Origin of the sequence: Microbacter sp. GSS18 (genome assembly GCA_029319145.1) — a bacterium.
In the GTDB taxonomy this organism is placed as follows: domain Bacteria; phylum Actinomycetota; class Actinomycetes; order Actinomycetales; family Microbacteriaceae; genus Microbacterium.
Genome location: CP119753.1, coordinates 1663070 through 1689361, shown reverse-complemented (window position 1 = coordinate 1689361; position 26292 = coordinate 1663070). Strand labels below are relative to the sequence as shown.

The following is a 26292-nucleotide window of genomic DNA, read 5'->3' as shown; positions in this document are numbered from 1 at the left end:
CCGGAGGGTGGTGACCGCTTCACGCGGTCGCCCCCGCGGGGGTGGGGCCCGGCGGGTCCTGACCGGACCCGCCGGCATCGCCTTGCTGTTCCTCCTCCCCGCACTCGTCTCGCTGGTCGTGCTGCGGCTCGCGCCTGCCGCCGTCGCACTCGTCGACAGCTTCTTCCGGACCACGCTGCTCGGCGGCACCAGCTTCGTCGGCCTCGGGAACTACGCCGAGCTGTTCGGCAACCCTGACTTCCAGAACTCCATCGCCGTGACGCTGCTGTTCACGGTGCTCATCAACCCGCTGCAGATCGCCGCCGCGTTCCTCCTCGCGGTGCTGTTCACTCGTCGCGCCGCCGGCTCTCGCTTCTGGCGATCGATGGTGATCCTGCCGATCGCTGTGCCCCCAGCCGTGTCCGCGGTGATCTGGAGCGTCATCTACCGGCCCGACGGCCTCGCGAACGGGTTCCTCGCCGTCATCGGCATCCCACCCCAGCCGTTCCTCACCTCGCAGTACCAGGCGCTGCTGTCGATCATGATCCTGCTGTCCTGGATCGGTGTCGGCTACTGGATGATGTTCCTCATCGCCGGGATCAACGACATCCCCGCCTCCTACTACGAAGCGGCATCCCTCGACGGAGCATCATCGTGGCGGCAGCTGTGGGCGATCACGCTCCCGCTGGTCCGACGCCCGCTCGCATTCGTGCTCGTCGCCGACACCGTCTCGAACTTCCTGGTGTTCGCCCCCGTGCAGATCCTCACCAAGGGCGGGCCGAACGGCTCCACGAACCTGCTCATGTACGACATCTACACGCGCGCCTTCACGTTCGGCGACATCAACCGGGCTCAGGCCGAAGTCGTGATCCTCGTGCTCATCACCGTCGTGATCGTCGCGCTCCAGTTCCGGCTCCTGAAGACGGAGGACTGACATGACCGACACCGTTGTCCGCTCACGTCGCGGCATGTCCCGGCGCACAGTGCTGTTCGTCTGGAACACCCTGCTCGCGATCACCGTCGGCCTCGCGTTCCTCATTCCGCTGTGGTGGTCCTTCATCAACTCGCTGCGCCCCGGCGCGGAGACCTTCAGCTACCTCAACCCGCTGCAGTGGCAGACCTTCTTCACCGCCACGCCCACGCTCGAGAACTATCTGGCGCTCCTCGACAGCGACCTCGGCCGAGCCATCCTGAACTCGCTGTTCGTGAGTGTGGTGACCGTCATCGTCGGACTCGGAGTGTGTGCCACCGCCGCGTACGGTCTGTCCGCGTTCAAGTTCCGCGGCCAGGGTGTGCTGTTCTCCGTCGTGATCTTGTCGTTCCTGATTCCGTTCGACGCGATCGCGATCCCCCTCGCGGACATGTTCCGAGACTGGAACCTGCAGAACACGTTCATCGGCCTGATCCTGCCCGGCATCGGCAACGGGATGGCGATCTTCCTGCTCCGCACGTTCTTCCTCGCGATCCCGGAGGAGCTCGTCGAAGCGGCGCGCCTGGATGGGCTCGGATGGTGGGGTGTCTTCACCCGCATCTACCTCCCGCTGTCCCGCCCCGCGCTGATCGGCGCCGGCCTGATGCTGTTCCTGTTCCAGTGGCAGGCCTACGTGTGGCCGCTGCTGATGGGAACCGACGACGAGCACATCCTCGGCCCCGTCGCGCTGTCGAACCTGCAGGGACAGTTCCAGGTCGACTACGGCGTGCTCTTCGCCGCATCGATGGTCCTCGTCCTCATCCCGCTGGCGATCATCCTCGGATTCCAGCGCTACTTCATCCAGTCCGTCAGCACCACCGGTCTCAAGTAGCCATGGCTGAGACCTCGAAAGGGGGCACACCCGTGCCCAGAACACACCGCGTCATCCTCGATACCGACATCGGCAGCGACGTCGACGACCTGATGGCCCTCGCCCTCATCCTCGGCACACCGACCATCGATCTGCTCGGCGTCACCACGGTGTACGGCGACACCGCGCTCCGCGCCCGCATCGCACGCCGGGTCCTGTCGCTCGCCGGACGCGAGATCCCCGTCCACGCCGGGGAGTCCACCCCGCTGTCGGGCCGCGAGGTCTGGTGGGCGGGCCACGAAGGCGCCCTCTACCCCGACCTCGACGCCGAGCACTACGACTCCGACGCAGCCGCGCAGTACCTCGTCGACACCGTGCTTGCCGCTCCGGGCGAGATCGACATCATCGCAATCGGACCCCTCACCAATATCGCGAAGGCCATCACCGCAGACCCGCGATTCGCCAACGCGGTGCGGCACCTGTGGGTCATGGGCGGCGCGTTCGCAGACCGCGAGCCGGAGCACAACTTCCGCAGCGACGACACCGCCGCCCGGCAGGTTTTCGGATCCGGGATCCCCACGACGATCACCGGACTGGAGATCACCCGCAAGATCCACATCGACCACTCCGACCTGGAACGCATCGCTGCCAGCGGCGAGCTCGGCCGACTGATCAACGACGAAATCCGACAGTGGTGGCAGTTCTGGAACACGGAGTGGAACGTTCCCCACGACCCGGTCACGGTCCTGACCATGACCGACCCGAGCCTGTTCCAGCTCGGCGCACCCGGCACCGTCCACATCCACGCCGGCGACGACGAGGGCGTCAGCGACCGGCCCGCCGGCGACGGCAACACCCGAATCGTTGTGAACCTCGACGTCGCCGCGGTCTCCAAGGCGATCGTCGACGGCATCGTCCACGCCACGCGCCCCACCACCGCGGCCGGGAAAGCGACGTGAGCACGCCCAGGCTGACGGTGGTCGGTGCGATCAACATCGACATCACCGCGCACGTCTCCCGCGCCCCGCACCGCGGCGAGACCGTCGCCGACGGAACCCTCACCCGCCACCCGGGCGGAAAGGGCGCGAACCAGGCGGTCGCGGCCGCCCGGCTCGGCGCCGACGTCCAACTGATCGGTGCCGTCGGCGACGACCCCGACGGGCGGATGCTCCGCCAGGGCCTCGAGAAGACCGGAGTCGACGCGACCGGAGTCCAGACCGTTGACCAGCCGACAGGGACCGCGCTGATCGTCGTCGACGGGGACGGGGAGAACTCGATCGTCGTCTGCCCCGGCGCCAACAGCCACATCGACGCCGCCCGTATCGCGCTCGCCGACGACGCAGCCGTGCTCGCCCAACTCGAGGTGCCCCTCGCCATCATCCAGCACGTCGTTGAATCCACCACCGGGTTCGTCGCACTCAACGCCTCACCGATCACCGAACTCCCCGCGGCGCTGCGGGAACGGGTCGACCTGTTCATCGTGAACGAGACCGAATACGCCGCGCAGCCGTGGCTGAGCGATGCCCGGCTGGTGGCGCTCACTCTCGGGTCCCGAGGCGCGATTCTGTACCGCGACGGCGAAGAGATCGCGCGCGCGTCCGCCGCCGCCACACGCGTCGTCAATACCGTTGGGGCCGGGGACGCCTTCGCCGCGGCACTCACCGTCGGGCTTCTGCGCGAGGATCCTCCCGCCGCGGCGCTGGCGCGGGCGTGCGCCGTCGGTGCGGCCGCCGTCGCCGACCCCGCCTCACAGCCCAGTCTCCGATCGCTGCCCACGTACGACGGGCTCGCATGAGTGCGGACCCGATCCTGGAGTTCCCGAAGATGAACGCACCCAACGACTCCCCGGCGTCACCGCGATCGCTCGCACGCCTCGCCGCGCACGCCATCAGAGAAGGATCCGGCATCGATAAGGTCGACCTGGCCGTGACCCTCGGCAGCGGATGGAAGCAGGCAGCGGGCCGTCTCGGCACCCCCATCGCGCGGATTCCGGCAACCGAGATCCCCGGATTCCACGCGGCGGCGGTCGCCGGTCACGCGGGTGAACTGACGATCATCCGCACTGCGCGCGGTGCATGCGTTCTCGTGATCGGCGCGAGAACCCACCTGTACGAGGGACACGGCACCGAGGCCGTCGTGCACGGCGTTCGCGTCGCCGCCGCACTCGGCGCGAAGATCCTGGTCCTGACGAACGGCGCGGGAGGTGTCACCGCCGACCTCGCACCCGGGCAGCCCGTCCTGATCAGCGACCACGTCAACCTCACCGTTCGCTCGCCCATCGTCGGTGCGAACTTCGTCGACCTCACCGACCTCTACGCGACGAGGCTCCGGGACCTCGCCCGGTCCGTCGCCCCCTCACTCGCCGAGGGCACCTACGCGCAGTTGCCCGGGCCCCACTATGAGACACCCGCAGAAGTTCGCATGCTCCGAACCCTGGGAGTCGATCTCGTCGGCATGTCCACAGTGCTCGAAGCCATCGCCGCGCGCGAGGCAGGGATCGAGGTCGTCGGGCTATCACTCGTCACCAACCTCGCAGCGGGTATCCAAGACACCCCCCTCAACCACGCCGAGGTCCTCGAATCCGGCGCTGTCGCGGAAGCGCAGCTCGGCTCGCTTCTCGCCAACCTGATCGACCGATTCCTCACGGCTGCGGAGTAGCGGGCACGCGAGACGACGCGGTGGATCCTCACGCGGGCATCGCACCGAGATGGTGCGTCGCGTGCGGGCTCACGGGGGCGCGGTTGGTGTTCGGGTTCCGATCGCGCGGCCGCGCTTCAGCTGTCGCTGGTGCGCGCGAGCAGTTCGTCGAGGATCTCGTCTTCGTGCTGATACGCGTACATGTGCCCGGCGCCGGCCGGCCAGGTGACAAGGCGTGCGTTCGGGAGCCTTCGGACCAGACGCTTCGCCGCCGCGTACGGGGTGTTCTTGTCATCGGCCCCATGCCACCAGGTCACGGAGGTGCGCACCATCGACGAGTCGATGTCCGGCCAGGTGCCGAAGGCGGCGAGAGACTCGTCAGTCCACCCTTCGACGCCCTGCCGGAAGGCCTCGCGGATGCTGCGGGCGAAGACCTCCCGCCACGCTTCGTCGCGGATGACCGCCTGATCCGCGGCGGGTGCGGTTGACATGATGTCCTCGAACGAGCCGAGCGGGTCGGCGCGCATCCGCTGCATCAACGGTTCATGGATGTCCCGGATGCCGTCCCAGTCGCTGCGTGACGCACACGCCCACACAGCTCGGTTGAGTCCGATCATGCCGTGCGCCTCCGCGGGCTCCAACGGCGAGATGCCGGCGAGCACGGTCGCGGCGACCACCCGGTCGGGGTGACGAGCGCACAACGCGAGGATGTGCGGTGCCGCTCCGCTCCCACCCGACACATAGGCCCGCGCGATGCCGAGGTGATCCAGGATCGCGGCGACGTCGTCCGCATGTTCCGCGAACCCGCGCCCCGGGAGCCGCGTGGAACGGCCGAACCCAGGACGCTCCGTCGTGACGACGAACAAGCTGCGCTCGTCCCACGGATCCGTGTCCGAGCGGATCGCCCACCGTGAGCTCGGAGTACCCGGAAACCGGACCAGCGGGACGCCACCGAGCGGACCGTACTCCGTCCACGCGACCGTCCGCCCATCGGGCAGGACAAGCTCTTCGTCACGGAACTCCATACCCATGCCCCCAACGCAGCGGACCAGTCCGGCCAGCCTACGATCCCCCTGCGGGCATCGCACGACAGCGGGCGCCGCGTGCAGTCGGGAGTGTGCACGAAAGACGGACGGGAGTGTGCGTTCAGTCACTCGGTCATTCGGGCAGGGATGTCGCGGCTGGAGTGGAGCACGTGCCGGACGTCGACGAACTCGGCGGTATCGAAGTAGATGATGACGTAGGGGTAGGTTCGCAGGGCGAAGACTCGGACGCCGGGGATGCCGAGTTCGACCTCGAGGCGCGGGGATCCGATGGCCGGGTGGTTGCCGACTGCTTCCAGTGCGGCTTCGAACTCGTCCAGCAGGCCGAGCGCGGCATCCAGCGCACCGTCGTCCAGGTAGTAGGCGATCGCGGATTGCAGTTCGGCCTCCGCGCTGGTGCGTGTGCGCACCCGCTTCCCGGTCACCGGGCGGCAGTGCCGTCGCCGGCGGCGCGGATCTTGCCGCGCAGCCGTTCGAAGTATGCCCCGTCCATCGGCTCGGAGAACTCCGCATCCGCTGAGGCCAGGATGCGCTCACGGAGAAGAGACCGATCCCGGTCATATCGAATCAGTTCGCGGACATACTCGCTGGTGGTGCCGAAGCCTCGTTCGGACACCTGCTCATCGACGAACTGCTTCAGCGAATCGGGAAGCGAGACATTCATCGTGACCATGCCGCCAGCATACGAGCGTTGGCAAGAATTGCCAAGACTTTGGGTGGTCGACTCCGCGGGGGGATGGGCGGAGCCGTGGGTGGTCAGAAGATGTGTGCCTCGCAGGTGGCGAGGAACGCCACCCGGCGGCGCTGGAGTTCGCGGTAGACGGTGGCGCGTGAGACGTTGAACAGCTCGGCGATCTCCGTCTGGGTGTACTCACCCCGGTCCTGCACGTCGAACAGGAGCTTGCGCTGCGTCATCGACAGCTTCGGCTGCTTGCCCTTCAAGTGACCCTTCGCGCGGGCCACCGCCATCCCTTCTTTCGTGCGCATGCTGATCAAGTCGCGTTCGAACTCGGCGACCATGGCGAGCACGTTGAACAGCAGCCGACCCACCGGGTCGGTGGGGTCGTATCTGCTCCCGCCGAGACTGAGCGCGACGCCCTTCGTGGTCAGCTCGTCGGCGATGTCCCTCGCGTCACGCACCGACCGGGCGAGCCGGTCGAGCTTCGTGACCACGAGGGTGTCGCCTTCCCGGACGGCGGCGAGCGCTTCGCGCAGTCCGGGCCTGGCCCGGTTGGTGCCGGTCAGTCCGTGGTCGACGTAGATGTCCGAATCGAGGACTCCGAGTCGCAGCAGGGCGTCCCGCTGCGAGGTGAGATCCTGATCGGCGGTGGAGACTCTGGCATAGCCAATCTGTATTCCATTCATGCCGCGAGCGTCCCACCGGGAGCGCCCACGCGCACCCGGCTTGGATCGTCTTGCGGGCGTTGCGCGATAGCGGCGGGTCGTGGGCGGGCTCTCCGGCGTCCGATTGGGGGCATTGGTCGAGCATGCCTGAGCGTAGTTGGCGGCCGCGCCCGATTCGGTCGCGGGCACAGCGGTCACACGTTTCCGGGGTCAGCCGATCGCACCGGATAGAGTGAGCGCATCGCCCACACGTCGAGGGATCGCGTCGCGGACATCGGGGAGGCCCGGAGTCTGTTCCCGGCGACGCAGGAGTCGGTGTATCTGAACACCGCGGCGGTCGGTCTCGCGAGTCTGCGGCTCTCCGCGGCGCTGCGGCGATACGTCGATGAGTGGACCTCGTCGGGCCTCGACTTCGTGAGGGGTGAGGCGGCGGCCGAGGCGTCGCGGTCGATCGTCGCGGGCCTGATCGGCGCCGACCGATCCGACGTCGCGCTGATCCCCTCGGTGTCCGCCGCTGCCGGCCTGGTCGCCGCGCAACTCGCGTCCGAGAAGCCGGCCGGCGGCAACGTCGTGATCGGCGAGCGGGAGTACAGCTCGAACCACTTCCCGTGGCGGATGCTCGCCGAGCGCGGTTGCGAGGTCCGGCAGGTGCCGTTCCGCAACGGCGGGCTCGAACCCGACGACATCGCCGCCTTCGTCGACGGCGGCACTCGACTGGTCGCCGTCAGCGGCGTGCAGACGGCGACGGGTCATCGCACCGACATCCCCGCGGTCGGTCAGATCGCTCGTGCCGTCGGCGCGCTGCTGTTCGTCGACGGGTCGCAGCTGGTCGGTGCGGCATCCGTGGCCGATGACCTGCACTGGATCGACGTCCTCGCGGCATCCGACCACAAATTCCTCCTCAACGCGGGCCGCGGTGTCGGCTACTGCTATCTGTCGCCGCAGGCGCAGACCCGGCTCACCCCCGTCAACGCCGGCTGGAAGGCAGGAGCCGAGCCCTTCGCGAGCTTCTTCGGACCCCACATGCAGCTCTCGACGACGGCATCCCGGTTCGACAACTCGATCAGCTGGCTCGCCGCAATCGGCGACGAAGCCGCCCTATCGGTCTTCGACACCTTCGGCGCCGAGAACATCTACCGCCGCAACGCGCAACTCGCCGACCACCTCCGGTCCTCACTCACCGATGCCGGATGGGCCCCCGCCGATCTGCCCAAACCCAACCGGAGCACGATCGTCTCCGCGCCCCTCGGCGACCGCGACGCGGGAAAGCTCCTCGCTCACCTCCGGGAGCAGAGGATCATCGCCGCGGCCCGCGACCGCCATCTTCGGCTGTCGGTCCACTTCTACAACCACGAAGACGACATCGCGAGGGTCACCGCGGCTTTGAGCACGCTTTGACCGGCATCGATGCGCGCGACGGTGTGATGCGCGCGGAACGCGGGCCTTTCGCCCCTGCTGCTCGCGGCGGGCCACGCCTATCGTGCATCGTGAGGGGCTGAACGCACGACCCTGGTCATCGATCGACGTGACGGGCCGTGCCTATGGGGCCTCGAGAAGCGAGGAGGCTGTCATGAGTCACAAGGCGGGCGAACTGGAGCGGATCGCGGTCGAGGGTTACCACTACTTCTACCCGCTGATCCTGATGGATGCCACGCAGAGGGTCGCGACGGGCGGCGGGAGTGGCGGCACTGTGAACAGCTTCGTGCACAAACGCGCGTTTCCGCCGGGTGACTTCCGGGATGTCGTGCGGCCGAACTTCGACACTCTGTATTCCACGGCGTGGCTCGATCTGCGCGATGGCCCGCAGGTGCTCACTGTCGGCGAGCCGGTGCGCAGGTTCTTCATGCTCCCGCTGCTGGACATGTGGACGGATGTGTTCGCCGTGATCGGCACCCGCACGACCGGTGACGACGCGGGCGAGTATGCGATCGTCCCACCGGGATGGTCGGGCGCGCTGCCGCACGGGATGGCTCGGATCGACGCCCCCACCTCGCGTGTGTGGGTTCTTGGCCGCACGCAGACGAACGGGGTCGCCGACTACCCCGCGGTGCACGCCGTCCAGGACTGCTTCGATGTGCGACCACTCGCCGGCCGGCAGCACCCCGCGGAGCCGGAGGCTTCGCACGACGCGGTCGCGCCTGTGGATCACGTAGCGGCGCTGTCCGGTGTGGAGTTCTTCGCCCGCGCTGCGGAGCTGCTGACAGTGGATCCTCCTCACCTCACCGACCAGCCGATCCTGAGCAGGCTGCGCAGGCTCGGCATCGAACCAGGCCGCCCGTTCGACGCTGGCGGCTCCTCACCCGAGGTGCTCGCAGCGATGAGCGCGGCGCCGAAAGAGGCCGTGGCGCGCATGGCGGTGGCCATCGGGAGCGCGACCCCCACCGTCAACGGCTGGTCGACGCGCCGCGCCGGCATCGGGGTCTACGGAACGGACTACCTGATCCGAGCGGCGGTCGCGATGATCGGGCTCGGCGCGAACCTTCCCGAGGATGCCCTGTACCCGCTTCTCGCCACCGACGAGGACGGTCACGAACCCGTGGGCGAGAAGGACTACGTGCTGCACTTCGACGCCGACGAACTGCCGCCGGTGGATGCGTTCTGGTCACTGACCATGTACGACGGCGAGGGGTTCACCGTCCCGAACCGGCTGGATCGATACGCGCTCGGCGACCGCGACCCGCTCGTCTACGCCGACGACGGAGCCCTCGACCTGCTGATCAGCCGCACCAGCCCCGGCGGACCCGCCGAAGCCAACTGGCTCCCCTCACCCCCCGGACCCCTGGGGCTCACCCTGCGACTCTACGGTCCGCGCCCCGAAGCGCTCGACGGTCGCTGGAATCCACCCACTCTGCGGCGAGCGTGACGCACCCGAACCGCAAACGCCACGATCCTCATACGGGCACTGCGCGGAGCAGGAGCGAGGCGTGCGAGTCTGACGCCGTGCGTTTGAGGTTCCGCCGCGCGCGACGTGGAACCGGCTGCCGGATTGGCGTTCGGGTATGGCGGGCGCGAGCGTCCTGTCTCCGGCACCTCGTCGAGTTGGGCTACCGGAGCGTTCCCGTCAGACCACTGTGGCCTGCGGGCGGAGGCCGGTGAGCGCTATGTCGGTATAGAAGTCGCGGTCGTCTGGTGATCCGACGCGGACTGCGTGTTCGACTCCGCACAGGAGGTGCTGCACGCGGGTCGGCGTCAGGTCAGGACGCACGACGCCGGCTGCGACAGCGCGATCAAGGACGCCCGCGAGCCGGGCATGTACGTCGCGCCGGAGCGCGCGGGTTTCGGGCGCGACGTCCGCGGCGAGCAGTACGCGTTGGAGCCCGCCGTCTTCGAGTTGAAGGGCGACGGTGGCGCGGATCAGGTCCTCCAGAGCCTTGCCGGGGTCGGTCTCCGCTTCGGCCATCCGCGCGAGTTCGTGCAGCCGCACGAGTGTGTCGGTCGCGAGAGCCTCGACCAGCGCCTGAACGGTCGGGAAGTGGCGGTAGACCGTGCCGACTCCGACGCCGGCCGCGCGCGCGATGTCGTTGAGGCGGATCGCCTGCACGTCGAGGCCGCGGGCGGCGTCGAGCACGCGGGCCCGGCTCCGGGCGGCGTCGGAACGGAGTGAAGTCACAGCGCAAGTCTCCCACAGAAACGGATAGAGCATCCGTATCAGTGTATGTTGATACGGATAGTTCATCCGATTCGCGTTTGGAGAATGACATGACCTGGGACCCCACCCGCCTCCCCGACCAGTCCGGTCACACGTTCGTGGTCACTGGCGCGACCGCCGGGATCGGCTACTTCGCCGCCGAGCAGCTCGCCGCCACAGGCGCGCATGTCGTGCTCGCGGGCCGCTCTGCGTCGAAGCTCGAGACCGCGCGTGCCTCGATTCGAGAGCAGGTCCCCGACGCATCGACTTCTGCCGTCATTGTGGATCTCGCCTCGCTCTCATCGGTGTCGCGCGCCGCGGGCGCGCTGGCGGATCTCCCGCGCATCGACGGGCTCCTCCTCAACGGGGGTGCAATGGCCCTCCGGCGAGGAGCGACGACCGCCGACGGCCTCCCCGAACTGCTCGGCACTCACGTCGTCGCGAACTTCGCATTGCTCGCCGAGGTGTTGCCCACGCTTGTCGCCTCCGGGCGAACGGGCGGCCCGTCGCGAGTCGTCCACACGTCCACCGGCTTCGTGAACAGATTCCCGGTGTCGATCGAGGATGTTTCAGCGCCTGAGCGCAACGGGGTCCGCGAATACACGAAGGCAAAGGCGATCACCGAAGTACTCGCCTTCGAGCTGGATCGTCGGCTGCGAGCGGGCAAAGCACCCGTTGCGTCGCTCGTGGCCCGACCGGGGGTCGGAGTCGACGCGCGAACACCCGCCCGACCCGGCATCCGGGATGAGAACACGCCCTACCGCCGCAACCCCTTCACGCCTTTCGCGCAGGGCAAGGACACAGCCGCATGGTCCGCCGTGCGTGCGCTGACCGACCCCACCGCCGCGGGCGGCGACTACTACGGCCCGACCGGGTCTATGCGAGGCCTCCCCATTCAGGTGACCCCAACCGCCGCCACGAGATCGCCCAGACCAGACCTCGCCGCCGACATCTGGAGCCAAGTCGAGGCCCTCGCGCGGATCACAATGCCAGTCCCCACAGGTGCCACTCGCTGACGAAACGACATCGGCAATCGATCCGAACTGACGCGTACACGCCGCACCAGAGCTGAGGATCCGTCAGCCTTCGGGCGCCCGATTCGGCAGGTCCCCGGGTGAGTCATGCGGCGACCGCGCGCATCATTGCGCCGCGACGTGCTGAATGATGGCCACCGCAACCTGGCCCGCCACCTCTGGCAGGATGACCTCAACCAGCCGATCCTGTCGTCCTTCGCCGCCGCCTCGGGCGAGCGTCGGGATGGAGCCCCTGCTGTCCAGCCCCGGGGGACGCCGGGTGGCGAGCGACGCCGGCAGGCCAACGGCGGATCTCAGCCGCACACCGATAGAACTGAAACGGATACGCCGATGAAGAGGACCCTGGTTTCGAACGGCAACCCGATGGAAATGGTGGTCGGCTTCAGCCGGGCCGTGCGTGTCGGGCCATACGTCTGCGTGGGTGGCACCGCGCCAGTAGGGCAGGACGGGCGGACCGTGGGTGTGGGCGACGCAGCGGCACAGGCCCGGCGCTGCCTCGAGATCATCCAGACCGCGCTCGAAGACGCAGGCGCGCGGCTCGAAGACGTCGTCCGGACCCGGGTGCTGCTGACCCGCATCGAAGACTGGAAGGCGGTCATCGACGCACGCGCAGCGTTTTTTGCGCACATCCGGCCCGTCGACACCATCATGCAGGTGCAGCGGTTCGTGAACCCGGAATGGCTTGTCGAGTTCGAAGTGGACGCCGTCATCTCCGACGGCACGCCGCCCGACGAAGTGGGGCCGCGCTAGAACCGCGCCCGTGGGGGGTCTGGGCCGGCCCGAAGTCAGCGGGGTGACTCCCGCGGGCCGCCTCGAGGAGAGCGCGACGAAAAGCAGCAGTACGTCGACGGGCTGCGCCGCCCGTGAAAGCAATCCTGTGGATCGATGCGATGGGGCCGCTGGTTATCCGCCCGCCGGGGGACGAGGATCCTCATCCGGGCAATGCGCGGTTGGGGTGCCCGTGTGGCACTTGGCGATCAGACCGCTGAATCTGAGTCGAACCGATTGGGTCGCCCTCGCCCAGTTCGCCGGCCGGCAAGGAAGGCGACCGCGACGAGACCGATCGTCAGGATGACCCATCCGACGATCGTGATGCGCGACAGGAACAGACCGTCGGCGCCGGGAACGAACGTTGCGTCGGCGAGAGGTTGATACGCGAACCAGCCGAACGTTACCGGAGTCAGCAAGCCGACGATCAGCACGACGGCACCTGCCGCGACTACTGCGCCGGCCATCGCCCACGCCACGATCGTTCTCTTTCGTTCGCCCACGCGACGACCCTATCGAGGAGTCGGTCCGCTGGATCCCCGACCGGACGCCGGCCGCTTCGGTGGCGGCCGGTACGGTCAGAGTATGGAAACCGGGGCTGTGGCATCGAGTCTCCCCGACACGTCCAGGTCGGTGCTGTGGCGGCTGATTACCGCCGCGACCCTCCTCCTGCTCGCAACCATCGCGCTCATCTGGCTCGTCGCCGTCCCGATCGGAACCGGGGTCTGCCCCACGGTCGATCCGCCGCCGACGAACTGCCAATCGTCCTACCGGGCCGGAAGCGGCCTGGTCGCGACGCTCGTCGCTGTCGGAATATGGGTCGCCACGATCGCCGTCGCGTTGGTGTGGCGCCGCGCAGCACGCTCGTTCGTCGTGGCGGGAGTGGTGATCCTCGCGCTCGCTCCCGTCGTCACCTACCTCGCGGTGGCGTGGAGTCCCGGGTTCACCCTCGCCGCTGCCGCACCCGCGCCACCGACCGATGACCCGGTGGGTCAATGGGGGGAGATCAGTGAGAGATCGGCCTACCTGACGATCCTCGAGGATGGGACCGTCGCAGGCAGCGACGGATGCAATGGCTTCGGCGGAACCTGGTACCTCACCGGCGGGGTCGTCGAGTTCTCCGACATGATCACGACCCTGATGATGTGTCCTCCCCGACACACGGACCTGCGCGGGCCCGCCGTCACCGGGATCGCGAAGGGCGACCTGCTGTACGTGCTCGACGCAGATGGGCACGTGAGCGGCATACTCCCGCGCGCGGTAGACGACTAGCGCCTCGACCAGCCCCGCATTGCGCACGGCCGATCCATCTCCGGGCGGGTAGCACGTACGGATCGCGCTCTAACTCAGTCCAGCGCGATAGTGTAGACCTCGGGCCACTCCTCGAAGTGGATCTCCACACTGATCGCGTCACCGGAGACACCTGCGGGGAGATCGAATGTGTGGGTCGTGGGCGCCATGTCTGCGGTGCACGTGGTGCTCGGTGAGGGTCCGAATGTGACGGACACGCGGTCGTCTCTCGAGGCGCTCACCTCGGTCGCCATCGCCGGACAACTCGAACTGCCCAAGGTCACGACCGCAAACGACTCGCCGCGGTCGATCCACACCGCAGCCGGTCCCTCGCTGAATGGGTCGAGCGTGACACCGTCCGGCACGCCGCGGCTGACCGATCCGACCCCAGGGTTCGCCGCGCAACCGGCGAGCACGATCACGGCGAGGCAAGCTGCAACCGCCGACGCCGCGCGCGCGAATGAGCTCATGCAGTCCATTTTGGCGCAGGCGACGCGCCCGCCGCACACTCGGTCGTCCTGCGGGCCGGATGCTGTCTCGCAGTGTTCGGGTTAGGTCATGGCGAGAGTTGTCAGTTCGAGCCGGACGAACCGGAACTCGTCGCGGGTGAGGACGACAGTGACGAGGGTGGCCGCGTCGAGTTCGGTTCCGATGCCGACGACATGCGGATCTGTGTCCAGGAGGACCGCTGGGCGGTCGATTCCATCGACTCGCAGGACCGCGTTGTGCTGCACGCTGGCGATGGTGATGTCCGGTGCTGGAGGGAGCCCGCCCATCGCGCCTTCGAGTCCCCGTTCTCGACGGAAACTGTTGTTGAGTACCTCGGTGGTGTGATCCACGAGGGCCTCGGCGAGCGACGGCCGCCTCGCGGTGTCGCGATACCAGCTGCTCCGCACGGCCTCCCAGAGCATCGGGTATCGCTGCCGGTCGGTCTGCTCGATGAGCCACTTCGGTCGCGGCCATGGCGGGACCTCGTCTAGCGCAAGCTGCACGTCTTCGTCGAGTTCCGCGAGGTTGGCAGGGTCTGCCCGATCCGCAGGGTTACGGATCACGACGTACGACACCCCGACATGCGCGCGGCGCAAGCCGGAGCCGTCCGATCCGCCACCGAATGACGATAGGCCAAACATCTCGATCGTCGGCTGAGGAGCCAAGCCGAACACCAGGACAGGCCACCGGGCGATGCGCTCCCACTGGGCGTCCATCGGATCCGGCGCGTCGACGCCCATCACTCCCTCGAACTCCATGCGACCGAGTCTCCTCCACGGCCGCGACCACACACCAGGGTGAGGAATCGACGCGCGTGGGCGCCGTTCGGCGATCACTCATCAGGTTCTGCGAACCCCGGCGCTGGAGCGTGCACCCAGCGGCCGGCGCACGACAGGGAGACAACCGAACGGCACGCAGCCCGGTCGGTAGGAAGGATCTCAAACGATCTATTGACTATCGATGGATATCTATCGATACTCGATGCATGAATCTCGATCTTCCGCGTCCACCACTCGCTTTGGTCGTCACCACCGAGGCACTCCTGGGTGCACTGTTCCTCGTCGGCCTCGGCGCGATCGCGCTTCTTCCCAGCTTCTCCACGAACGTCGCCACGAGCCTTCCCGAGTATGCCGACCTCCGGGATCCGCTCCTCGCGGTTGCGATGACCTTGACGATTCTGGGTCTCATCGCCCTCGCGATGGTGATGCTACTCGTGCACCGCATCTACCGCGGAACCGTACTCACGCGCCCGTCTCTCATTTGGGTCGATGTACTTGTGGCCACCTTCGGGTGTGCCGTCCTGTTGATCATCATTGGATTTGTCGTGATCAGCAACGGCCAGGCGGGCAGCCCGTTCCTCGCACTCATTCAGGCGATGGGCTGCCTCACCCTCGTCGCAGTCGCCTGTATCACCCTCGTTCTGCGGTCGCTCCTGCGAAACGCCATCGTGATGCGCGCCGAGCTGGACGAGGTCGTGTGATGACGATCCGCATCACCATCGATCGCATGCTGGCCGAACGCGGAATGAGCGTAGGCGACTTCGCGGACGCGATCGGCATCACCCCGGCAAACGTCGCAGTGCTCAAGAACGGACGCGCGAAGGCCGTGAGGTTCTCGACACTGGATGCGATCTGCCGAGTCCTCGACTGCCAACCCGGCGACCTGCTTCGCTACGAAGCCCAATAGCCAGCCTTGCCCACAGCCCACCGAACAGTCAGACGCACCACTGGCGCCATGCCGGTCGTCCTGCGGGCGCCTGTGCGTGAGGCGGGTGTCAGCGGGGGCGCTGCACGAACGCAAGCATGAGATACGGCAGGTGATCTCGCGGGACGACGGCGGTAAGGGTGCCGCCGCTGGGGAGCTTTGCACCTACTGCGTAGACGAATGGGTCGGTGTCGATCTCTGAACCCGAGACGACAGCCCCATCGATCGACACGTCGACGCCGCCACGCACAACACGCTCTGAGGTCAGGGCGGGCGACGACCAATCGTGCACACCAAGCCCAAGCTGATCGCGGAACTGGTTCATGAGGACGTAGTTCGTGTGCTGCACCAGCAACGCCTCGAGGGTGCTGTACTCAGTCTCCTCACGATGCCAGGTCGTCTGCACAGCCTCCCAGAGCATTGGGAACCGCATCCGCTCGACGGACTCGACCAACCAGGCCGGCCGCGGCCAGGGCGGCACCTCGTCGATCGCACGGCGCGTGTCCTCGTCGAGGTCCGCGAGGTTCACCGGGTCGGACTTGTCGACCGGGTCCCGCCACAGCGTCGCCGACATGCTGACAGTCATCGCATCGATGCCGCTACCGCTACCGGTGGTGGAGACAGCGAAATCCACGAACTCTACCGACGGCTGCGGGACGAGCACGACGATCGGGACCGGCATGTCCTTCAGCCGTTCCTCACGTTCGAGCCGCGGGTCAGGCGCATCCTCGGGGAGAACTCCAGCGAACTGCATGAGGCCATCCTCACCGAACACCCACGCAATGCGCCAGAGTTCAATCGCTGCCGGGCCTCGTACCTCGCTCTCGAGCGTTCGCGAGCCGGTCCTTGAGAGTGCAGCGTCGCGGCGCAAGCGGGCCTGGCGCAGTGCTGGGCCGGGACCTGTTCGTTTGACCGGTGCGCTGACGTGCTCGTCGGTCGGAGGTCGATTGGTGCGTGGCGTGAGCGCTGTTGTCGACGTGGTGGGGCGGCGGGAGTACGCTGACTCCCGCCGCCCCGTGTGCTCTTGGTTGGGTCTGGTCAGCGGCTGATTCCTGCGCCGGTGTGCGAAACCGGTGTGGCTGCTGGCCCCGTAGCGTTCGCTGCGGGGCCGTCAGCTTTTGGGGTGCGCTCGACGCTGACGTTGGTGTACTTGAGTGAGGCGGCGACGTTGTCGGCGACGATGTCGCGGGTTTCGCGGGCCTGTCCGGTGGTCTGGTCGGTGTAGGACCCGAATCGGAGGTCGCCCGCGACGAGCACGGAGTCGCCCTTGTGGAGTGAGGTGGCGACGTTGCGGGCCTGCTGGCTGAACACGACGACGCGGTGGTAGACCGTGCCGGCGTCCTCCCATCGGCCGGTGTTCTCGTTGAGGCGGCGGTCGTTGACGGCGACGGTGAAGCGTGCGTAGTCGTTGCCGCTGTCGCCGGTGCCGTGGTCGGGGTCGCCGGTGAGGTTGCCCTCGATGGTGACCGGGATTCTGGTGGTCATGGTGTGTCCTTTCTGGTGGGGCCGTCGCCCGCGGGGCGGGTGGCGGGGTGCGCGTGGGACCGGGTGGTCCACGCGTCCCATTCCTGTTCGTCGGTGACGGTGTTCCAGGAGCGGGGTCTGTGGGGACGGTGGCCGTTGCTGCATCCGCCGGCGTAGTGGTTGCGCAATCTCGGGAGGGCGAGGGCGAGGCGTTCGTGCCAGCCGATGGGGCCGTAGCCGGTGTCGCTGTCGTCGAAGGAGGCGACGAACGCGGTGTGGAGGGCGGCGAGTTCGTCGACGAGTCCGGGGTGTTTCCACCAGCAGTCCGGGACGATCATGAGTGAGATGTCGTATCGGGTGGTGAACCATTCGACCCAGGGGCGCAGGGCGCCCCACGCGTCCGCAGCGTCGTCGTCGTCGAGGGTGTACCAGTTCACGGGACGCCCGCCGGGCATGGGGTCGCCGCCGGCGCGCGTCGTGGGGTCTACGCCGCCGGTGATGCTGCGGCCGGTGGGGCGTGTGGTGGGTGTGGTGAGCTCGGCGGCGAGGGCGCCGTCGACGTCGGCGTCGGTGTAGTCGGGTTCGGTCATGGGGCTGCTCCTTCGGCGGGGGCGATCGCGGCGTGGAGTCTTGGGCGGAGTCGCTGGAGGGCTTGGTGGGTGGCGTCGCGGCGGGTGCGGTGGCGGGCGAGGACCTCGTCGCGGTCGATCATCCGGTGGAGTGCTTCGTGGCAGTAGGGGTGCAGCGGCAGCAGGTCGGTGTGCTTCTCGAAGGCTTTGAACTCGCCGGCTTGCACGGTGACTCCGGCGTAGGAGAGGTGGTGCAGTTCGAGCCTGTCGGGGGTGGCGCGGTGGCCGCATCCGGCGCATTCGAGGGGGGTGTGGGTGCGGGCGTGGTCGCGGAACCAGCGGGCGCGGCGGGCGTGCCAGGCGGGGGAGGCGAGGAACCCGTCCCGGTACAGCGGCTTGAGTCCGCCGCGGCGACGGTTGCTCATGACCACTCGCCTTCGGGCTGCTCGGTGCTCGGCGCCGGTTGGAACGGGCGGGTGCGGGCGGCGGTATCGAAGACGGCGCGCTGTTCGGTTTCGAGGTGCTGCTTGCCGGCGCGGATGTCGGCGGCGTCGGCGCGCTGGTCCCAGCCGGTGAGGTCGAGCAGCACGTTGCGTTGGTTGCGGTAGGCGAGGAGCCCGGCGGTCTGGGGGAGGCGTCGGATCTCGTCGACGGACATCAGCGGGCGGCGTTCGTGGTGCTCGCTGGTGTTGTGTCCGTGGTGCTCGCTCGACCAGGAGCGTTGGGTGCGGCGGGTGTCGCGGTAGCCGAGGAGGGTTTCGACGTCGCGGAGGTGGTTGACGTGGCTGGCGCCGCCGAGGAGAAGTTTCGCGGTCGCTGCCGCCCAGATGGTGTCCGCTTCGGCTTTCGACCAGGATGTTTCGGCTTGGGAGAGGGCTTGGAGGACGACGAAGGTGCAGATGCCGCGGCCGCCGCCGTCGGCCATGGTGCGGGGCAGGCTCTGCCACCGGAACATGTTCACGATCTCGTCGAGGATCAGCCCGAGCGGATGCTGCAGCCGGGCGCCCGGGGAGGCGAGCGCTCTCTTGCGGGCGACTTCGACGATGTCGTCCATCAGCGCGCCGAGCCAGCCGCCCATCGCCGCCGCGCCCGACGCGGATCCGATCAGGTACAGCGTGTTGGCGGCGTCGAGGAACTCGTGCGGGTCGAAGACGGGGTCGCCGGGGCGGGGCATGAGGGCGTCGCGAATCTGGGGGACGGCGAGCGGGGTGACGGCGCTGTGCACCCCGAACCAGACGGATGAGACCAGCTTCTCGTCGCCGCTGAGGGTTGCTTCGAGGCTTTCGGCCCACCCGGGGGTGCCGTCGGTGCGGAGCACGCGGACGGCTTCGCGGGCGAGGGTGGGGGAGGACCCCCACTCGTACAGTTCGCTGATGTCGGCGCCGGAGACGGCGGCGGCGTGCAGCAGCCGGCCGAGGACGACGCCGGATGCCTGCGCCCACTCCTGGTTCGTGTGCGACGCGCCGAGGGCGGTGCCGGTGATGATGGCGTTGCCGCGCTGCATCGCGACGAGGGGGTCTTCGCAGCCGGCGATGGGGTTGATGCGCAGCGGGTGGCGGATGCCGGAGAGCCCCTGCGGGTCGAACACGTTCACGTCGCCGCGTCGCTGCCGCATGCGGAGGGTGGCGGTGAGGTTGTCGTTGGTGGTCGAGGTGGTGATCAGCGGCCCTGACCAGTCGAGGATCGCGGAGATCAACACCCGGTACCCCTTCCCGGAGCGGGGCGGGCCTTCGAGGGCGACGGAGTCCTCGATGGACACGTATACGTCGTGGCCGCGGGAGGCGCCGACACGCCAGCCGACGTCGGTGGGGGTGGGGCGGGTCAGGTCGGGTCGCAGCTGCGCGGCACGGCGCAGGACCGCTTTCCCGGAGAGGTGCTCGCGGATGTCGGTGCTGGTCGCGAACCCGGGGCGGGAGCGCAGCTCGGTCAGAAACGCCCGGTCGGACTGCCGGTAGCGGCGCACCCACCGCAGCAGCATCACGGTCAGGACCAGGACGGTCAGGATGGCGGCGAGGTCGGCGACACGGACCTGCCAGACGGGGAGCGTGCACGAGGCGGGGAGGGTGTAGCCGTCGGGGTCCCCGGTCACGGCGAGCCAGAGGCCGGCGAACAGGTGGTCGGGTTCGGGGCGGGTGCCGCAGACCAGCTGGGTGATCGCTTCGGTGAGGAACCCGAACGCGACGGCGAGGACGACCGCTGCGGCGATCATCACGGCGATGGCTCTTCCGAGGATCGGGTTCATGGCTGTCTCCTGAGTCCGGTGTCAGTAGAGGTGGGTGGTGGCGGATGCGGCGGCTTCGGTCCAGGCGTCGCGGGTGCCGGGCTTGAGGGTGTCGTGGCGGAGGGGTCCTGCCTTGAGGGCGGGGTCGAACGGGATGGGGTGGACGGCGCGGACGTGACCGGTGAACCCGTCGGCGATGTCGAACACGTCTCGCATCGACGCGCGTTCGGCCTGGGTGACGATGACCACGGCGTTGTCGGCGAGGCGCGCGGACCGGGCGTCGCGGCCGCGGAGCGCTTCGAGGAGCAGTCGGGCGGATTCGGCGGATTCGCGGTTGGCGAGGGTGGGGATCACCAGCTGGTGGGACGAGTCGATCATCCGCAGCCACCGGTCGGCGGATTCGTCGTTGCCGGAGTCGAACACCACCAGACGGTAGAACTTCGCGGCGACCTGCATCAGCTGGTCGAACTGGGCGGTGGTGATGCGCTGGTCGGTGGCGAGGAGTTCGGGGTTGGAGCGCAGCACGTCATACCGGTCGCCTGACTGGTGGTGCACGAACCGGGTCATCGACGACACGGTCGCATCCGCGTCGAGAAGCACGCCGGCTGCGGGGATGAGGTCGCGGATGGTGCTGTCGTACACGCCTTGCTCGGTGCGCCAGCCGAGGGTGCCGCGGGTGTCGTTGTTGTCCCAGGCGAGCACGTTGCCGCCGCCGTGGCGGGCGTAGACGGCGGCGAGCATGGCGGTGGTCATCGTCTTTCCGACGCCGCCCTTGCCGTTGACGACGGCGATGCTGCGGCAGCCGGCCCATTGCCGGGACACGGCCTGGATGGCGTGCTGCCGGCGGATCTGCATTGGCGACGGCCCGAACCCGAGCCGCACCCGGATGCCACGCCACCCGGCCGGCGTCGGCAGGTCACCGGCCGGGGAGATGAAGGAGGGCCGGGGGGATGATTCGACGTGCACGGTGGAGGAACCGGTGGCGCCGGAGTCGATGTCCGCGGGGATGTCGGCGGGCTGCTGCGGCTCCGGCGCCGGTTCGGTGGGGATCTCGTCGGCGGGGTCGGGGAGTGTGGGGAGCGGGGTGAGGGTGCCGTCGGGGTCGATGAGGAGGCGGTGGTCGCCGCGGTCGCCGCTGGTGATCAGCTCGATGGGTTCGCCGGTCCGGTCCGCTTCGGTCACGGCGGTGCGGATGATCTCGTGTCTGATGTCGCTGCCGTCGGGGACGGCGACGGTCAGGGTGCGGCCGCCGGGGAAAGTGAGGGTTGCGGCCCTGCCGACCACGGCGGCGTACGCCCGGTGCGTGCCGGGGGCGACGAGGGTCATGATGGCTCCTTCACGGTTCCGGCGGCGAGCCACCCCGACAGGCCCGTCGGGTCTTCGGGCTCGACGGGTGCAGGCGGGTCGGGCCACAGCTGGTCCAGGTCGACCGGCGGCTCGTGGATGGTGTGGTCGTCGTGGAGGGTGACGGCGTCGTCGGTGGCGAACAGGTCGCGTTCCCAGTCGGTGGAGGTGGCGAAGCAGTCCACCAGGTACGCGTACTGGCCGACGTACGCGAGGAACTCGCCTTTGCGCAGCACCCGGGCGGTCTCGACGTGCGGGGCGGGGAGGTTCAGCCGCTGCCGCAGCGCGGTCTGCTCCTGGTGGTTGACGCGGAAGATGAACTTGTTCTCGATGTCTCCGACGATCGAGTACGCCAGGGACCGTTCCAGGGAGGCGGCGTCGCCGACGGCGTCGAGGTCGCCCATCTTGTGGAGGATGACGATGTTGCTGATGCCGTAGTGGCGGGACAGCTTCAGCCACTGCTGGAACATCTGCAGCGACGCGAGCGACGTCATATCGCGCCACCCTTCCTCCCGGACCACGTACCGGGAGCGCTTGGCGGCGCGGTCGCTGATGACGGCTTGGATCCAGGCGGTGGAGCACACCTGGGTGAGCTGCGCGGCGAGGTCGCCGCGGGCGAACAGCTCGCTGGTGTCGGTGACGACGATCGGGGCGTCCTGGTCGAACGTGACGGTGGATTCGTCCTCGAACAGCCCCGACAGGTCGCCTTCCACGAACCGGCGCAGCACGAACCGCGGCTGCACGGCACCGGCGGCGGCGCCGAGTTCGGCATCCGTGGTGGTCGCGAGCCGGCCGAGCTCGGTGTAGACGCCGCGGAGGGTGGGGCGGTCGCCAGTCGCGGTGATGCACGCCTCGAGGGCGTCGAGGATCGCGGCGTGCTCGATGGCGGTGAGCCTGGCGTGCAGGGCCATTTCGATGATCGCGATCAGCGTGGTGATGCGCCGCTGCCGGACCATCTGCTCGTCCTGCTCGTCGGTCGCGTCGGTGCGGCGCGGACCCCGGTCCAGGGGGTTCAGGCGGGCGCCGGTGCCGCCGCCGAGCCGGATCACCTTCCCACCGGGGATCGCTTCGGCCACCTGCACCCATTCGCCCTTCGGGTCCGAGGGGACGACGACCTGGTGGCCGAACGCGATCGACCGGGTGGTGAGGGTCTTGATGGTCGCGGACTTCCCCGACCGGTACGCGCCGAGCACGAGGATGTTGGTGGACAGGGTGGAGCGTTCGGTCTTGTCGCTGTACGCCTCCCACGGCGAGAAGTGCCACAGCGCGTCCGCGTTGAGGTCGACGCCGACGATCGGGCCGCGGTGGCCGAGGCCGGCGTCGGCGACGAACGGGTAGATCCCGGCGATGTGCTGCGACGTCGCCTGGTGTGCGGGAATGTCGGGGCGGGCGAGGTTCCAGTACCCGCCGCGGATGATCCCGGGACCGAAGGGACCTGCGACGGCGGGCTCGGGCAGGTTCTGTCCGGTGCGGCTGCTGCCGGCGGTGGGGGTGTCGCGGGTCTCCGCGTGGATCTGGCGTGCCTGCTCCCGCCGCTGCCGGCGGGTCGCCGTGGCGGGGGTGAAGGTGTATGCGCGGCGGGCCATCAGCGCATCCCCATTCCCAGCGGGAGCGCGTTCACCATGAGCGCTTCGGCCTGCTGGCCGTACAGCACCTGTGCTTCCATGCCCGCCGTCGCCAGGGCGTTGCGCATCCCGGCGACGGCCTGGTCGAGGAGGACGTCGGTGCGGGCGGTGACGGTCAGGTAGGCGCCGTACCGGAACTCGCCGTGACCGGCGACGATCTCCTGCTCCTGCTTCTCCAGCGCCTCCCAGTCGGCCGCGTCGGCTGCGGACCCGTCGGCGCCGCGCTTCGCGCGCAGCTGCTCGTTGCCGCGCCACACCTTCTTCTCGTCCCGGATCCGTTTCAGCGCCTTCGACACCGGCACCGGGGTCAGCACGAGGGTGAGGATGTGGGTGACCGCTTCACCGGTGTGCGGGTGGCGGGCGAACACCAGCGGCGACACAAACCCGACCGGGGCATCCGACCGCGGCCACTCATGGATCCACATCGTGGTGTGCACACCGCTGTCGGTGTACACGACCCCGTTGCGGCCTTTCGGCTCCTCGAGATACATGGGGCCGATCGCGGCCGGGTCCACTCCGTGCTCCCCGTCGGGGCGGTTCTGCAGGTGGGTGGCGGACTCCGGGTCCACCGCCACGCGTGCCAGCTGGGCGACCTCGCGGGGGGACAGCCACCGTCGCACGGTGATCTTCGCGGACTGGAGGGCATCGGCGAGGTTGCGGGTCTCCAGTACCGCGAGCGCGCTGATCGCTTCCTTTCCGCCGCCGAGTGCTCGCACCTGTCCGCCGAGCGCGACGAGGTCGAGGGTGAAGGTGAGGTAGTTGCGGTGCGCGACGGCGAACCGTTCCCCGGCGTCCATCACCTCCCGGTAGTTCGCCGTGACGGGGGAGTGCGGGTCGAGCCTGCGGTCGTGCTGCACTTTGTCGAAGTGGTCGCGGGCGGGGCGGATCGTGGTCGGCAGGGTCCTCTCCTGCAGCGTGACCCGTTTGATTCCCGGCCGCTGGGTGAACGCGGCCAGCACGGTCGACCACTGCCGGGACAGGTCGTACCGCTCCGGGGTGTCGTGCATCAGGAATCCCTGCACCTCGAGCTCGGCGGTTACCGACACGGTCCGGTCGTGCGGGTCGTAGACGGTGGCGATGCCGTCGACCTCCCACAGCTGGATCGATGCGCGCACCCCCGGCAGGTTCAGTGTCCCGGCGAGCTCGGTGCGCTCGGGACGGAACTTCTCGGTCGTCGCCCCGGCGCTGTGTCGCAGCTGCTTCATGAGCCACAGTCCCGCCATCCGCGGGGTGGAGACCCCGTGGATGCTGGTCAGCGCGGTCACCCCGAACAGCAGGTACAGCGGTGCGGCGTAGAGCAGCCCGGGCGGGCCGAACTGGTTCACGCCGACCAGCACGATGATGCCGGCGACGGTGAGGAACCCGAGCTGCCAGCCGTCCATGCCCATCACGACGCCTTGCCGGGAACGGCGCGGCAGCCGCACCGGGCGCACGAGATCAGGAGTAGCGGTCATCATCTGCCCCTTCCAGTGGGAGAACTATTCGGTGACGGCGGCGGCGGCGCGCCACCACCGGGTGCCGGCCGTGCCGGCGTCGGACGCGACCCCGCACCCGTGGAGCCTGCTGCCGGGGCAGTGGTCGGCGGTGCGCCAGCACTGCCCCCGTGGGGCGTCCCGGACCCGCCACGTGGCGTTCCGCTGCCGGCCGTGCTGGGCGTCGCGGCGCCGGCGGGTCCGCCTGTGCCGGTGCCGCCGGGCGGGCGTGAGGGTGCGGGTGCTCCCGGGCTGCCGCCGCTGCGTCCGGTGGGGCCGGTGCCGCGCCCGCCTGCCGATGCGGCGGATGCGCCGCGGGGGATGCCGGCGGGGGAGGAGCCGACCCGGGTGGGGATGCTGACGACGCTGCGCGCGGCGGCCCCGCCCATGCGGCCGGTTCGCGATCCGACGGCGGAGCCGACGCTGTCGGCGGCGGCCGCGCCGACGAAGCTGAACAGCCCGAACACGGCGAACGGGGCGAACGCGACCAGCACGAGGCCGACCAGCAGCGGCCATGACTGCGGATCCCAGATCGTGGTCACCGTCGACAGGCCGTTGATGATCAGCGTCACGAACCCGATGGTCAGCGGGCCCGTCAGCAGCAGCACGACGACGGCCGACACGTACCGGACGACCCACTGCGGTCCGATGCCGCGGACGGGGAAGATCATCCAGGCGACGGGGCCGACGGCGATGAGGGCGGCGAGGACGATGTTGCGGAAGGTGAACACCAGCATGAGCAGCAGCATCCCGAGCCAGAGCATCCCGTGGATGATGAACGCGAAGAAGTAGTTCGCCTGCCCGCCCGCCCACATCACCGACTGCAGCGTCGAGAACAGGGATGCCGGGCCGTCGCGGTTGAGGATGTACCAGGTCATGTCGTCGACGGTGTTGAGCAGGTGACCGGTCAGCCACAGGCTGATCGGGACGGCCGGGACCGCGATGAACGATCGCACTAGGGCGCCGACGAGCTCGTCGCGGTCACCGGAGACGATGGCAGCCGCTACGGCCCACACCATTGACCCGAACAGCACCATCAGGATCGCCCACTGCCAGAACGACCACTCCGTGACCGCCGCGTCCCACAGCAGACTTCCTGTGTCGAACCGCATGTTGTCGGCGACGGCGAACATCATCGCGGTCGTCGCGAACGCCATCCCGCGCCCGGCGTTCTCGAACGTCACGCACACGACATCCCCGAGACTGCACCCGTACTCCACGATCACGGGTGTGCCGCCATCGCCCTGGATCGTCGCTTCGTGGTCTTCGAAGGTCGTGCAGACCGTGGACCGCTCCCCGTTCACCAGGACATTGAGGAAGCACGTTTGCGCCGTGATGTCGGATGCCGCGGTGGGCGTGCAGGTGATCTGCCCGCCCGCGGAACGGCAGTCCACCGGATACGCCGGCGCCGACCACGGCTCACCCGTCACCGCAGCTGCCGCCGCTCGCGGCGCCGCCGTGCCAGCGGCCGCCTGCACCGCGGCCGATGCGGATGGCGCCCATCCTGATTCCGCAGCAGTCGCGGGGAACTGCACGGCGAACCCCAGCGCCACCCCGAGGAGGGTGCCGACGAGAATGCTGCGCAGACGGCGGGAACGCATCAGAATCCGAAGTCGAAGTTCACGAACCAGGCGAACAGACCGGACGCGGCGCCGAGGACAGCGGCGGCGATGAAGATCCACAGGATGTTCTCGCCCGCCCAGGTCCGCACCCGGTCGGACGCGAGTCCTCGGAAGGCGAGGGCCGCTCCGGCGATGATCAGCATGATCAGCACTACGAGCATCGCCCCGGCGAGGATGTAGGACGCGACGACTTGGAAGCCGGCGAAGAACGGGGCGGTGAAGTCCGGCTGGATGTCGGGGATGTCCACGTCAGCGGGACGGGAGATCGATGGCATGTT

The 26292-nt window shown here is 68.8% G+C and carries 30 protein-coding genes; 12 read left to right on the top strand and 18 right to left on the bottom strand.

Annotated elements, in window-relative coordinates; translation table 11 throughout:
• Positions 1 to 10: 10 nt before the first annotated feature.
• From P0L94_08000 to P0L94_07980, 5 genes are read left to right on the top strand one after another with little or no spacing between them, the layout of a single operon-like run.
• Positions 11 to 913, top strand: coding sequence for a sugar ABC transporter permease (locus P0L94_08000; GenBank protein WES66005.1), 903 nt, complete (start codon positions 11 to 13; stop codon positions 911 to 913).
• 1 nt (position 914) lies between these two features.
• Positions 915 to 1781, top strand: coding sequence for a carbohydrate ABC transporter permease (locus P0L94_07995; GenBank protein WES66004.1), 867 nt, complete (start codon positions 915 to 917; stop codon positions 1779 to 1781).
• A 32-nt stretch (positions 1782 to 1813) separates the two neighbouring features.
• On the top strand, positions 1814 to 2719 hold the full coding sequence (locus P0L94_07990; protein WES66003.1) for a nucleoside hydrolase: 906 nt from the start codon (positions 1814 to 1816) through the stop codon (positions 2717 to 2719).
• Positions 2716 to 3555 (top strand): ribokinase, encoded by an 840-nt coding sequence (locus tag P0L94_07985; protein WES66002.1) that lies wholly within the window; start codon positions 2716 to 2718, stop codon positions 3553 to 3555. Before P0L94_07990 ends, P0L94_07985 begins: the two co-directional genes overlap by 4 nt.
• Positions 3552 to 4418, top strand: coding sequence for a purine-nucleoside phosphorylase (locus tag P0L94_07980; GenBank protein WES66001.1), 867 nt, complete (start codon positions 3552 to 3554; stop codon positions 4416 to 4418). Before P0L94_07985 ends, P0L94_07980 begins: the two co-directional genes overlap by 4 nt.
• Before the next feature lie 116 nt (positions 4419 to 4534).
• On the opposite strand, the gene P0L94_07975 is transcribed toward P0L94_07980, so the two are convergent.
• The 4 genes from P0L94_07975 to P0L94_07960 all read right to left on the bottom strand — a co-directional run bounded on the left by P0L94_07975 (position 4535) and on the right by P0L94_07960 (position 6973).
• On the bottom strand, positions 4535 to 5422 hold the full coding sequence (locus P0L94_07975) for an alpha/beta hydrolase (GenBank protein ID WES66000.1): 888 nt from the start codon (positions 5420 to 5422) through the stop codon (positions 4535 to 4537).
• A gap of 125 nt (positions 5423 to 5547) precedes the next feature.
• Complete coding sequence (locus P0L94_07970; protein WES65999.1) at positions 5548 to 5850, bottom strand: type II toxin-antitoxin system RelE/ParE family toxin; 303 nt, start codon at positions 5848 to 5850, stop codon at positions 5548 to 5550.
• 11 nt (positions 5851 to 5861) lie between these two features.
• Positions 5862 to 6113: a ribbon-helix-helix domain-containing protein gene (locus P0L94_07965; GenBank protein WES65998.1), complete on the bottom strand. Its 252-nt coding sequence runs from the start codon at positions 6111 to 6113 to the stop codon at positions 5862 to 5864.
• Positions 6114 to 6196: 83 nt separating this feature from the next.
• Positions 6197 to 6973, bottom strand: a complete 777-nt coding sequence (locus P0L94_07960) for a recombinase family protein (GenBank protein ID WES65997.1) — start codon at positions 6971 to 6973, stop codon at positions 6197 to 6199.
• Between the two features lie 126 nt (positions 6974 to 7099).
• Here P0L94_07960 and P0L94_07955 point away from each other — a divergent pair, with 126 nt between their 5' ends.
• Both P0L94_07955 and P0L94_07950 read left to right on the top strand, forming a co-directional pair.
• Entirely contained in the window at positions 7100 to 8182 is a 1083-nt protein-coding gene (locus P0L94_07955; GenBank protein ID WES65996.1) for an aminotransferase class V-fold PLP-dependent enzyme, read from the top strand.
• 172 nt (positions 8183 to 8354) lie between these two features.
• Positions 8355 to 9647, top strand: coding sequence for a DUF1254 domain-containing protein (locus P0L94_07950; GenBank protein WES65995.1), 1293 nt, complete (start codon positions 8355 to 8357; stop codon positions 9645 to 9647).
• A 198-nt stretch (positions 9648 to 9845) separates the two neighbouring features.
• Here P0L94_07950 and P0L94_07945 read toward each other — a convergent pair whose 3' ends face one another.
• Positions 9846 to 10352 carry a TetR/AcrR family transcriptional regulator gene (locus P0L94_07945; protein ID WES65994.1) on the bottom strand — a complete coding sequence of 169 codons (507 nt, stop codon included), beginning with the start codon at positions 10350 to 10352 and terminating at the stop codon, positions 9846 to 9848.
• A 131-nt stretch (positions 10353 to 10483) separates the two neighbouring features.
• Here P0L94_07945 and P0L94_07940 point away from each other — a divergent pair, with 131 nt between their 5' ends.
• Together P0L94_07940 and P0L94_07935 are read left to right on the top strand one after the other, a co-directional pair.
• Positions 10484 to 11428 carry an SDR family NAD(P)-dependent oxidoreductase gene (locus P0L94_07940; GenBank protein ID WES65993.1) on the top strand — a complete coding sequence of 315 codons (945 nt, stop codon included), beginning with the start codon at positions 10484 to 10486 and terminating at the stop codon, positions 11426 to 11428.
• 138 nt (positions 11429 to 11566) lie between these two features.
• Positions 11567 to 12196: a Rid family hydrolase gene (locus P0L94_07935; GenBank protein ID WES65992.1), complete on the top strand. Its 630-nt coding sequence runs from the start codon at positions 11567 to 11569 to the stop codon at positions 12194 to 12196.
• Between the two features lie 227 nt (positions 12197 to 12423).
• Here the strand turns inward: P0L94_07935 and P0L94_07930 are convergent, their stop codons facing one another.
• Positions 12424 to 12717, bottom strand: a complete 294-nt coding sequence (locus tag P0L94_07930) for a hypothetical protein (protein ID WES65991.1) — start codon at positions 12715 to 12717, stop codon at positions 12424 to 12426.
• Positions 12718 to 12799: 82 nt separating this feature from the next.
• On the opposite strand from P0L94_07930, the gene P0L94_07925 reads away from it, so the two are divergent.
• Complete coding sequence (locus P0L94_07925; protein ID WES65990.1) at positions 12800 to 13486, top strand: META domain-containing protein; 687 nt, start codon at positions 12800 to 12802, stop codon at positions 13484 to 13486.
• A 74-nt stretch (positions 13487 to 13560) separates the two neighbouring features.
• On the opposite strand, the gene P0L94_07920 is transcribed toward P0L94_07925, so the two are convergent.
• Positions 13561 to 13974, bottom strand: a complete 414-nt coding sequence (locus P0L94_07920) for a hypothetical protein (protein WES65989.1) — start codon at positions 13972 to 13974, stop codon at positions 13561 to 13563.
• 81 nt (positions 13975 to 14055) lie between these two features.
• A complete protein-coding gene (locus P0L94_07915; protein ID WES65988.1) occupies positions 14056 to 14751 on the bottom strand; it encodes a hypothetical protein in 696 nt (231 codons plus the stop codon).
• Between the two features lie 227 nt (positions 14752 to 14978).
• Here P0L94_07915 and P0L94_07910 point away from each other — a divergent pair, with 227 nt between their 5' ends.
• The gene (locus P0L94_07910) at positions 14979 to 15473 is read left to right on the top strand and encodes a DUF2975 domain-containing protein (protein WES65987.1); all 495 of its coding nucleotides are present in this window, start codon (positions 14979 to 14981) and stop codon (positions 15471 to 15473) included.
• Complete coding sequence (locus tag P0L94_07905; GenBank protein ID WES65986.1) at positions 15473 to 15679, top strand: helix-turn-helix transcriptional regulator; 207 nt, start codon at positions 15473 to 15475, stop codon at positions 15677 to 15679. Before P0L94_07910 ends, P0L94_07905 begins: the two co-directional genes overlap by 1 nt.
• An 88-nt stretch (positions 15680 to 15767) precedes the next feature.
• On the opposite strand, the gene P0L94_07900 is transcribed toward P0L94_07905, so the two are convergent.
• The 10 genes from P0L94_07900 to P0L94_07855 form a co-directional block, all read right to left on the bottom strand.
• Positions 15768 to 16451 carry a hypothetical protein gene (locus P0L94_07900; GenBank protein ID WES65985.1) on the bottom strand — a complete coding sequence of 228 codons (684 nt, stop codon included), beginning with the start codon at positions 16449 to 16451 and terminating at the stop codon, positions 15768 to 15770.
• A 284-nt stretch (positions 16452 to 16735) separates the two neighbouring features.
• Positions 16736 to 17182, bottom strand: a complete 447-nt coding sequence (locus tag P0L94_07895; GenBank protein ID WES65984.1) for a single-stranded DNA-binding protein — start codon at positions 17180 to 17182, stop codon at positions 16736 to 16738.
• Positions 17179 to 17751 (bottom strand): hypothetical protein, encoded by a 573-nt coding sequence (locus P0L94_07890; GenBank protein ID WES65983.1) that lies wholly within the window; start codon positions 17749 to 17751, stop codon positions 17179 to 17181. The genes P0L94_07895 and P0L94_07890 overlap by 4 nt, the downstream gene beginning before the upstream one ends.
• Positions 17748 to 18155, bottom strand: coding sequence for a hypothetical protein (locus tag P0L94_07885; protein WES65982.1), 408 nt, complete (start codon positions 18153 to 18155; stop codon positions 17748 to 17750). Before P0L94_07885 ends, P0L94_07890 begins: the two co-directional genes overlap by 4 nt.
• Positions 18152 to 19972 (bottom strand): TraM recognition domain-containing protein, encoded by a 1821-nt coding sequence (locus P0L94_07880; protein WES65981.1) that lies wholly within the window; start codon positions 19970 to 19972, stop codon positions 18152 to 18154. The genes P0L94_07885 and P0L94_07880 overlap by 4 nt, the downstream gene beginning before the upstream one ends.
• Positions 19973 to 19993: 21 nt before the next feature.
• Positions 19994 to 21277 (bottom strand): AAA family ATPase, encoded by a 1284-nt coding sequence (locus tag P0L94_07875; protein WES65980.1) that lies wholly within the window; start codon positions 21275 to 21277, stop codon positions 19994 to 19996.
• Positions 21274 to 22881 (bottom strand): hypothetical protein, encoded by a 1608-nt coding sequence (locus P0L94_07870; protein WES65979.1) that lies wholly within the window; start codon positions 22879 to 22881, stop codon positions 21274 to 21276. The genes P0L94_07875 and P0L94_07870 overlap by 4 nt, the downstream gene beginning before the upstream one ends.
• A complete protein-coding gene (locus P0L94_07865) occupies positions 22881 to 24374 on the bottom strand; it encodes a hypothetical protein (GenBank protein ID WES65978.1) in 1494 nt (497 codons plus the stop codon). The genes P0L94_07870 and P0L94_07865 overlap by 1 nt, the downstream gene beginning before the upstream one ends.
• The gene (locus P0L94_07860) at positions 24374 to 25993 is read right to left on the bottom strand and encodes a hypothetical protein (protein WES65977.1); all 1620 of its coding nucleotides are present in this window, start codon (positions 25991 to 25993) and stop codon (positions 24374 to 24376) included. Before P0L94_07860 ends, P0L94_07865 begins: the two co-directional genes overlap by 1 nt.
• Positions 25993 to 26289: a hypothetical protein gene (locus P0L94_07855; protein ID WES65976.1), complete on the bottom strand. Its 297-nt coding sequence runs from the start codon at positions 26287 to 26289 to the stop codon at positions 25993 to 25995. Before P0L94_07855 ends, P0L94_07860 begins: the two co-directional genes overlap by 1 nt.
• Positions 26290 to 26292: the final 3 nt, after the last annotated feature.

Excerpts from the sequence above, each read along its gene's own strand:
- P0L94_07880 (WES65981.1), bottom strand. The coding sequence starts at position 19,972 with ATGAACCCGATCCTCGGAAGAGCCATCGCCGTGATGATCGCCGCAGCG.
- P0L94_07950 (WES65995.1), top strand. The coding sequence starts at position 8,355 with ATGAGTCACAAGGCGGGCGAACTGGAGCGGATCGCGGTCGAGGGTTAC.
- P0L94_07890 (WES65983.1), bottom strand. The coding sequence starts at position 17,751 with ATGACCGAACCCGACTACACCGACGCCGACGTCGACGGCGCCCTCGCC.
- P0L94_07900 (WES65985.1), bottom strand. The coding sequence starts at position 16,451 with ATGCAGTTCGCTGGAGTTCTCCCCGAGGATGCGCCTGACCCGCGGCTC.
- P0L94_07855 (WES65976.1), bottom strand. The coding sequence starts at position 26,289 with ATGCCATCGATCTCCCGTCCCGCTGACGTGGACATCCCCGACATCCAG.
- P0L94_07870 (WES65979.1), bottom strand. The coding sequence starts at position 22,881 with ATGGCCCGCCGCGCATACACCTTCACCCCCGCCACGGCGACCCGCCGG.
- P0L94_07860 (WES65977.1), bottom strand. The coding sequence starts at position 25,993 with ATGCGTTCCCGCCGTCTGCGCAGCATTCTCGTCGGCACCCTCCTCGGG.
- P0L94_07925 (WES65990.1), top strand. The coding sequence starts at position 12,800 with ATGGAAACCGGGGCTGTGGCATCGAGTCTCCCCGACACGTCCAGGTCG.
- P0L94_07875 (WES65980.1), bottom strand. The coding sequence starts at position 21,277 with ATGACCCTCGTCGCCCCCGGCACGCACCGGGCGTACGCCGCCGTGGTC.
- P0L94_07865 (WES65978.1), bottom strand. The coding sequence starts at position 24,374 with ATGACCGCTACTCCTGATCTCGTGCGCCCGGTGCGGCTGCCGCGCCGT.
- P0L94_07915 (WES65988.1), bottom strand. The coding sequence starts at position 14,751 with ATGGAGTTCGAGGGAGTGATGGGCGTCGACGCGCCGGATCCGATGGAC.
- P0L94_07885 (WES65982.1), bottom strand. The coding sequence starts at position 18,155 with ATGAGCAACCGTCGCCGCGGCGGACTCAAGCCGCTGTACCGGGACGGG.
- P0L94_07905 (WES65986.1), top strand. The coding sequence starts at position 15,473 with ATGACGATCCGCATCACCATCGATCGCATGCTGGCCGAACGCGGAATG.
- P0L94_07975 (WES66000.1), bottom strand. The coding sequence starts at position 5,422 with ATGGAGTTCCGTGACGAAGAGCTTGTCCTGCCCGATGGGCGGACGGTC.
- P0L94_07895 (WES65984.1), bottom strand. The coding sequence starts at position 17,182 with ATGACCACCAGAATCCCGGTCACCATCGAGGGCAACCTCACCGGCGAC.
- P0L94_07910 (WES65987.1), top strand. The coding sequence starts at position 14,979 with ATGAATCTCGATCTTCCGCGTCCACCACTCGCTTTGGTCGTCACCACC.
- P0L94_07940 (WES65993.1), top strand. The coding sequence starts at position 10,484 with ATGACCTGGGACCCCACCCGCCTCCCCGACCAGTCCGGTCACACGTTC.
- P0L94_07980 (WES66001.1), top strand. The coding sequence starts at position 3,552 with ATGAGTGCGGACCCGATCCTGGAGTTCCCGAAGATGAACGCACCCAAC.
- P0L94_07920 (WES65989.1), bottom strand. The coding sequence starts at position 13,974 with ATGAGCTCATTCGCGCGCGCGGCGTCGGCGGTTGCAGCTTGCCTCGCC.
- P0L94_07965 (WES65998.1), bottom strand. The coding sequence starts at position 6,113 with ATGGTCACGATGAATGTCTCGCTTCCCGATTCGCTGAAGCAGTTCGTC.
- P0L94_07995 (WES66004.1), top strand. The coding sequence starts at position 915 with ATGACCGACACCGTTGTCCGCTCACGTCGCGGCATGTCCCGGCGCACA.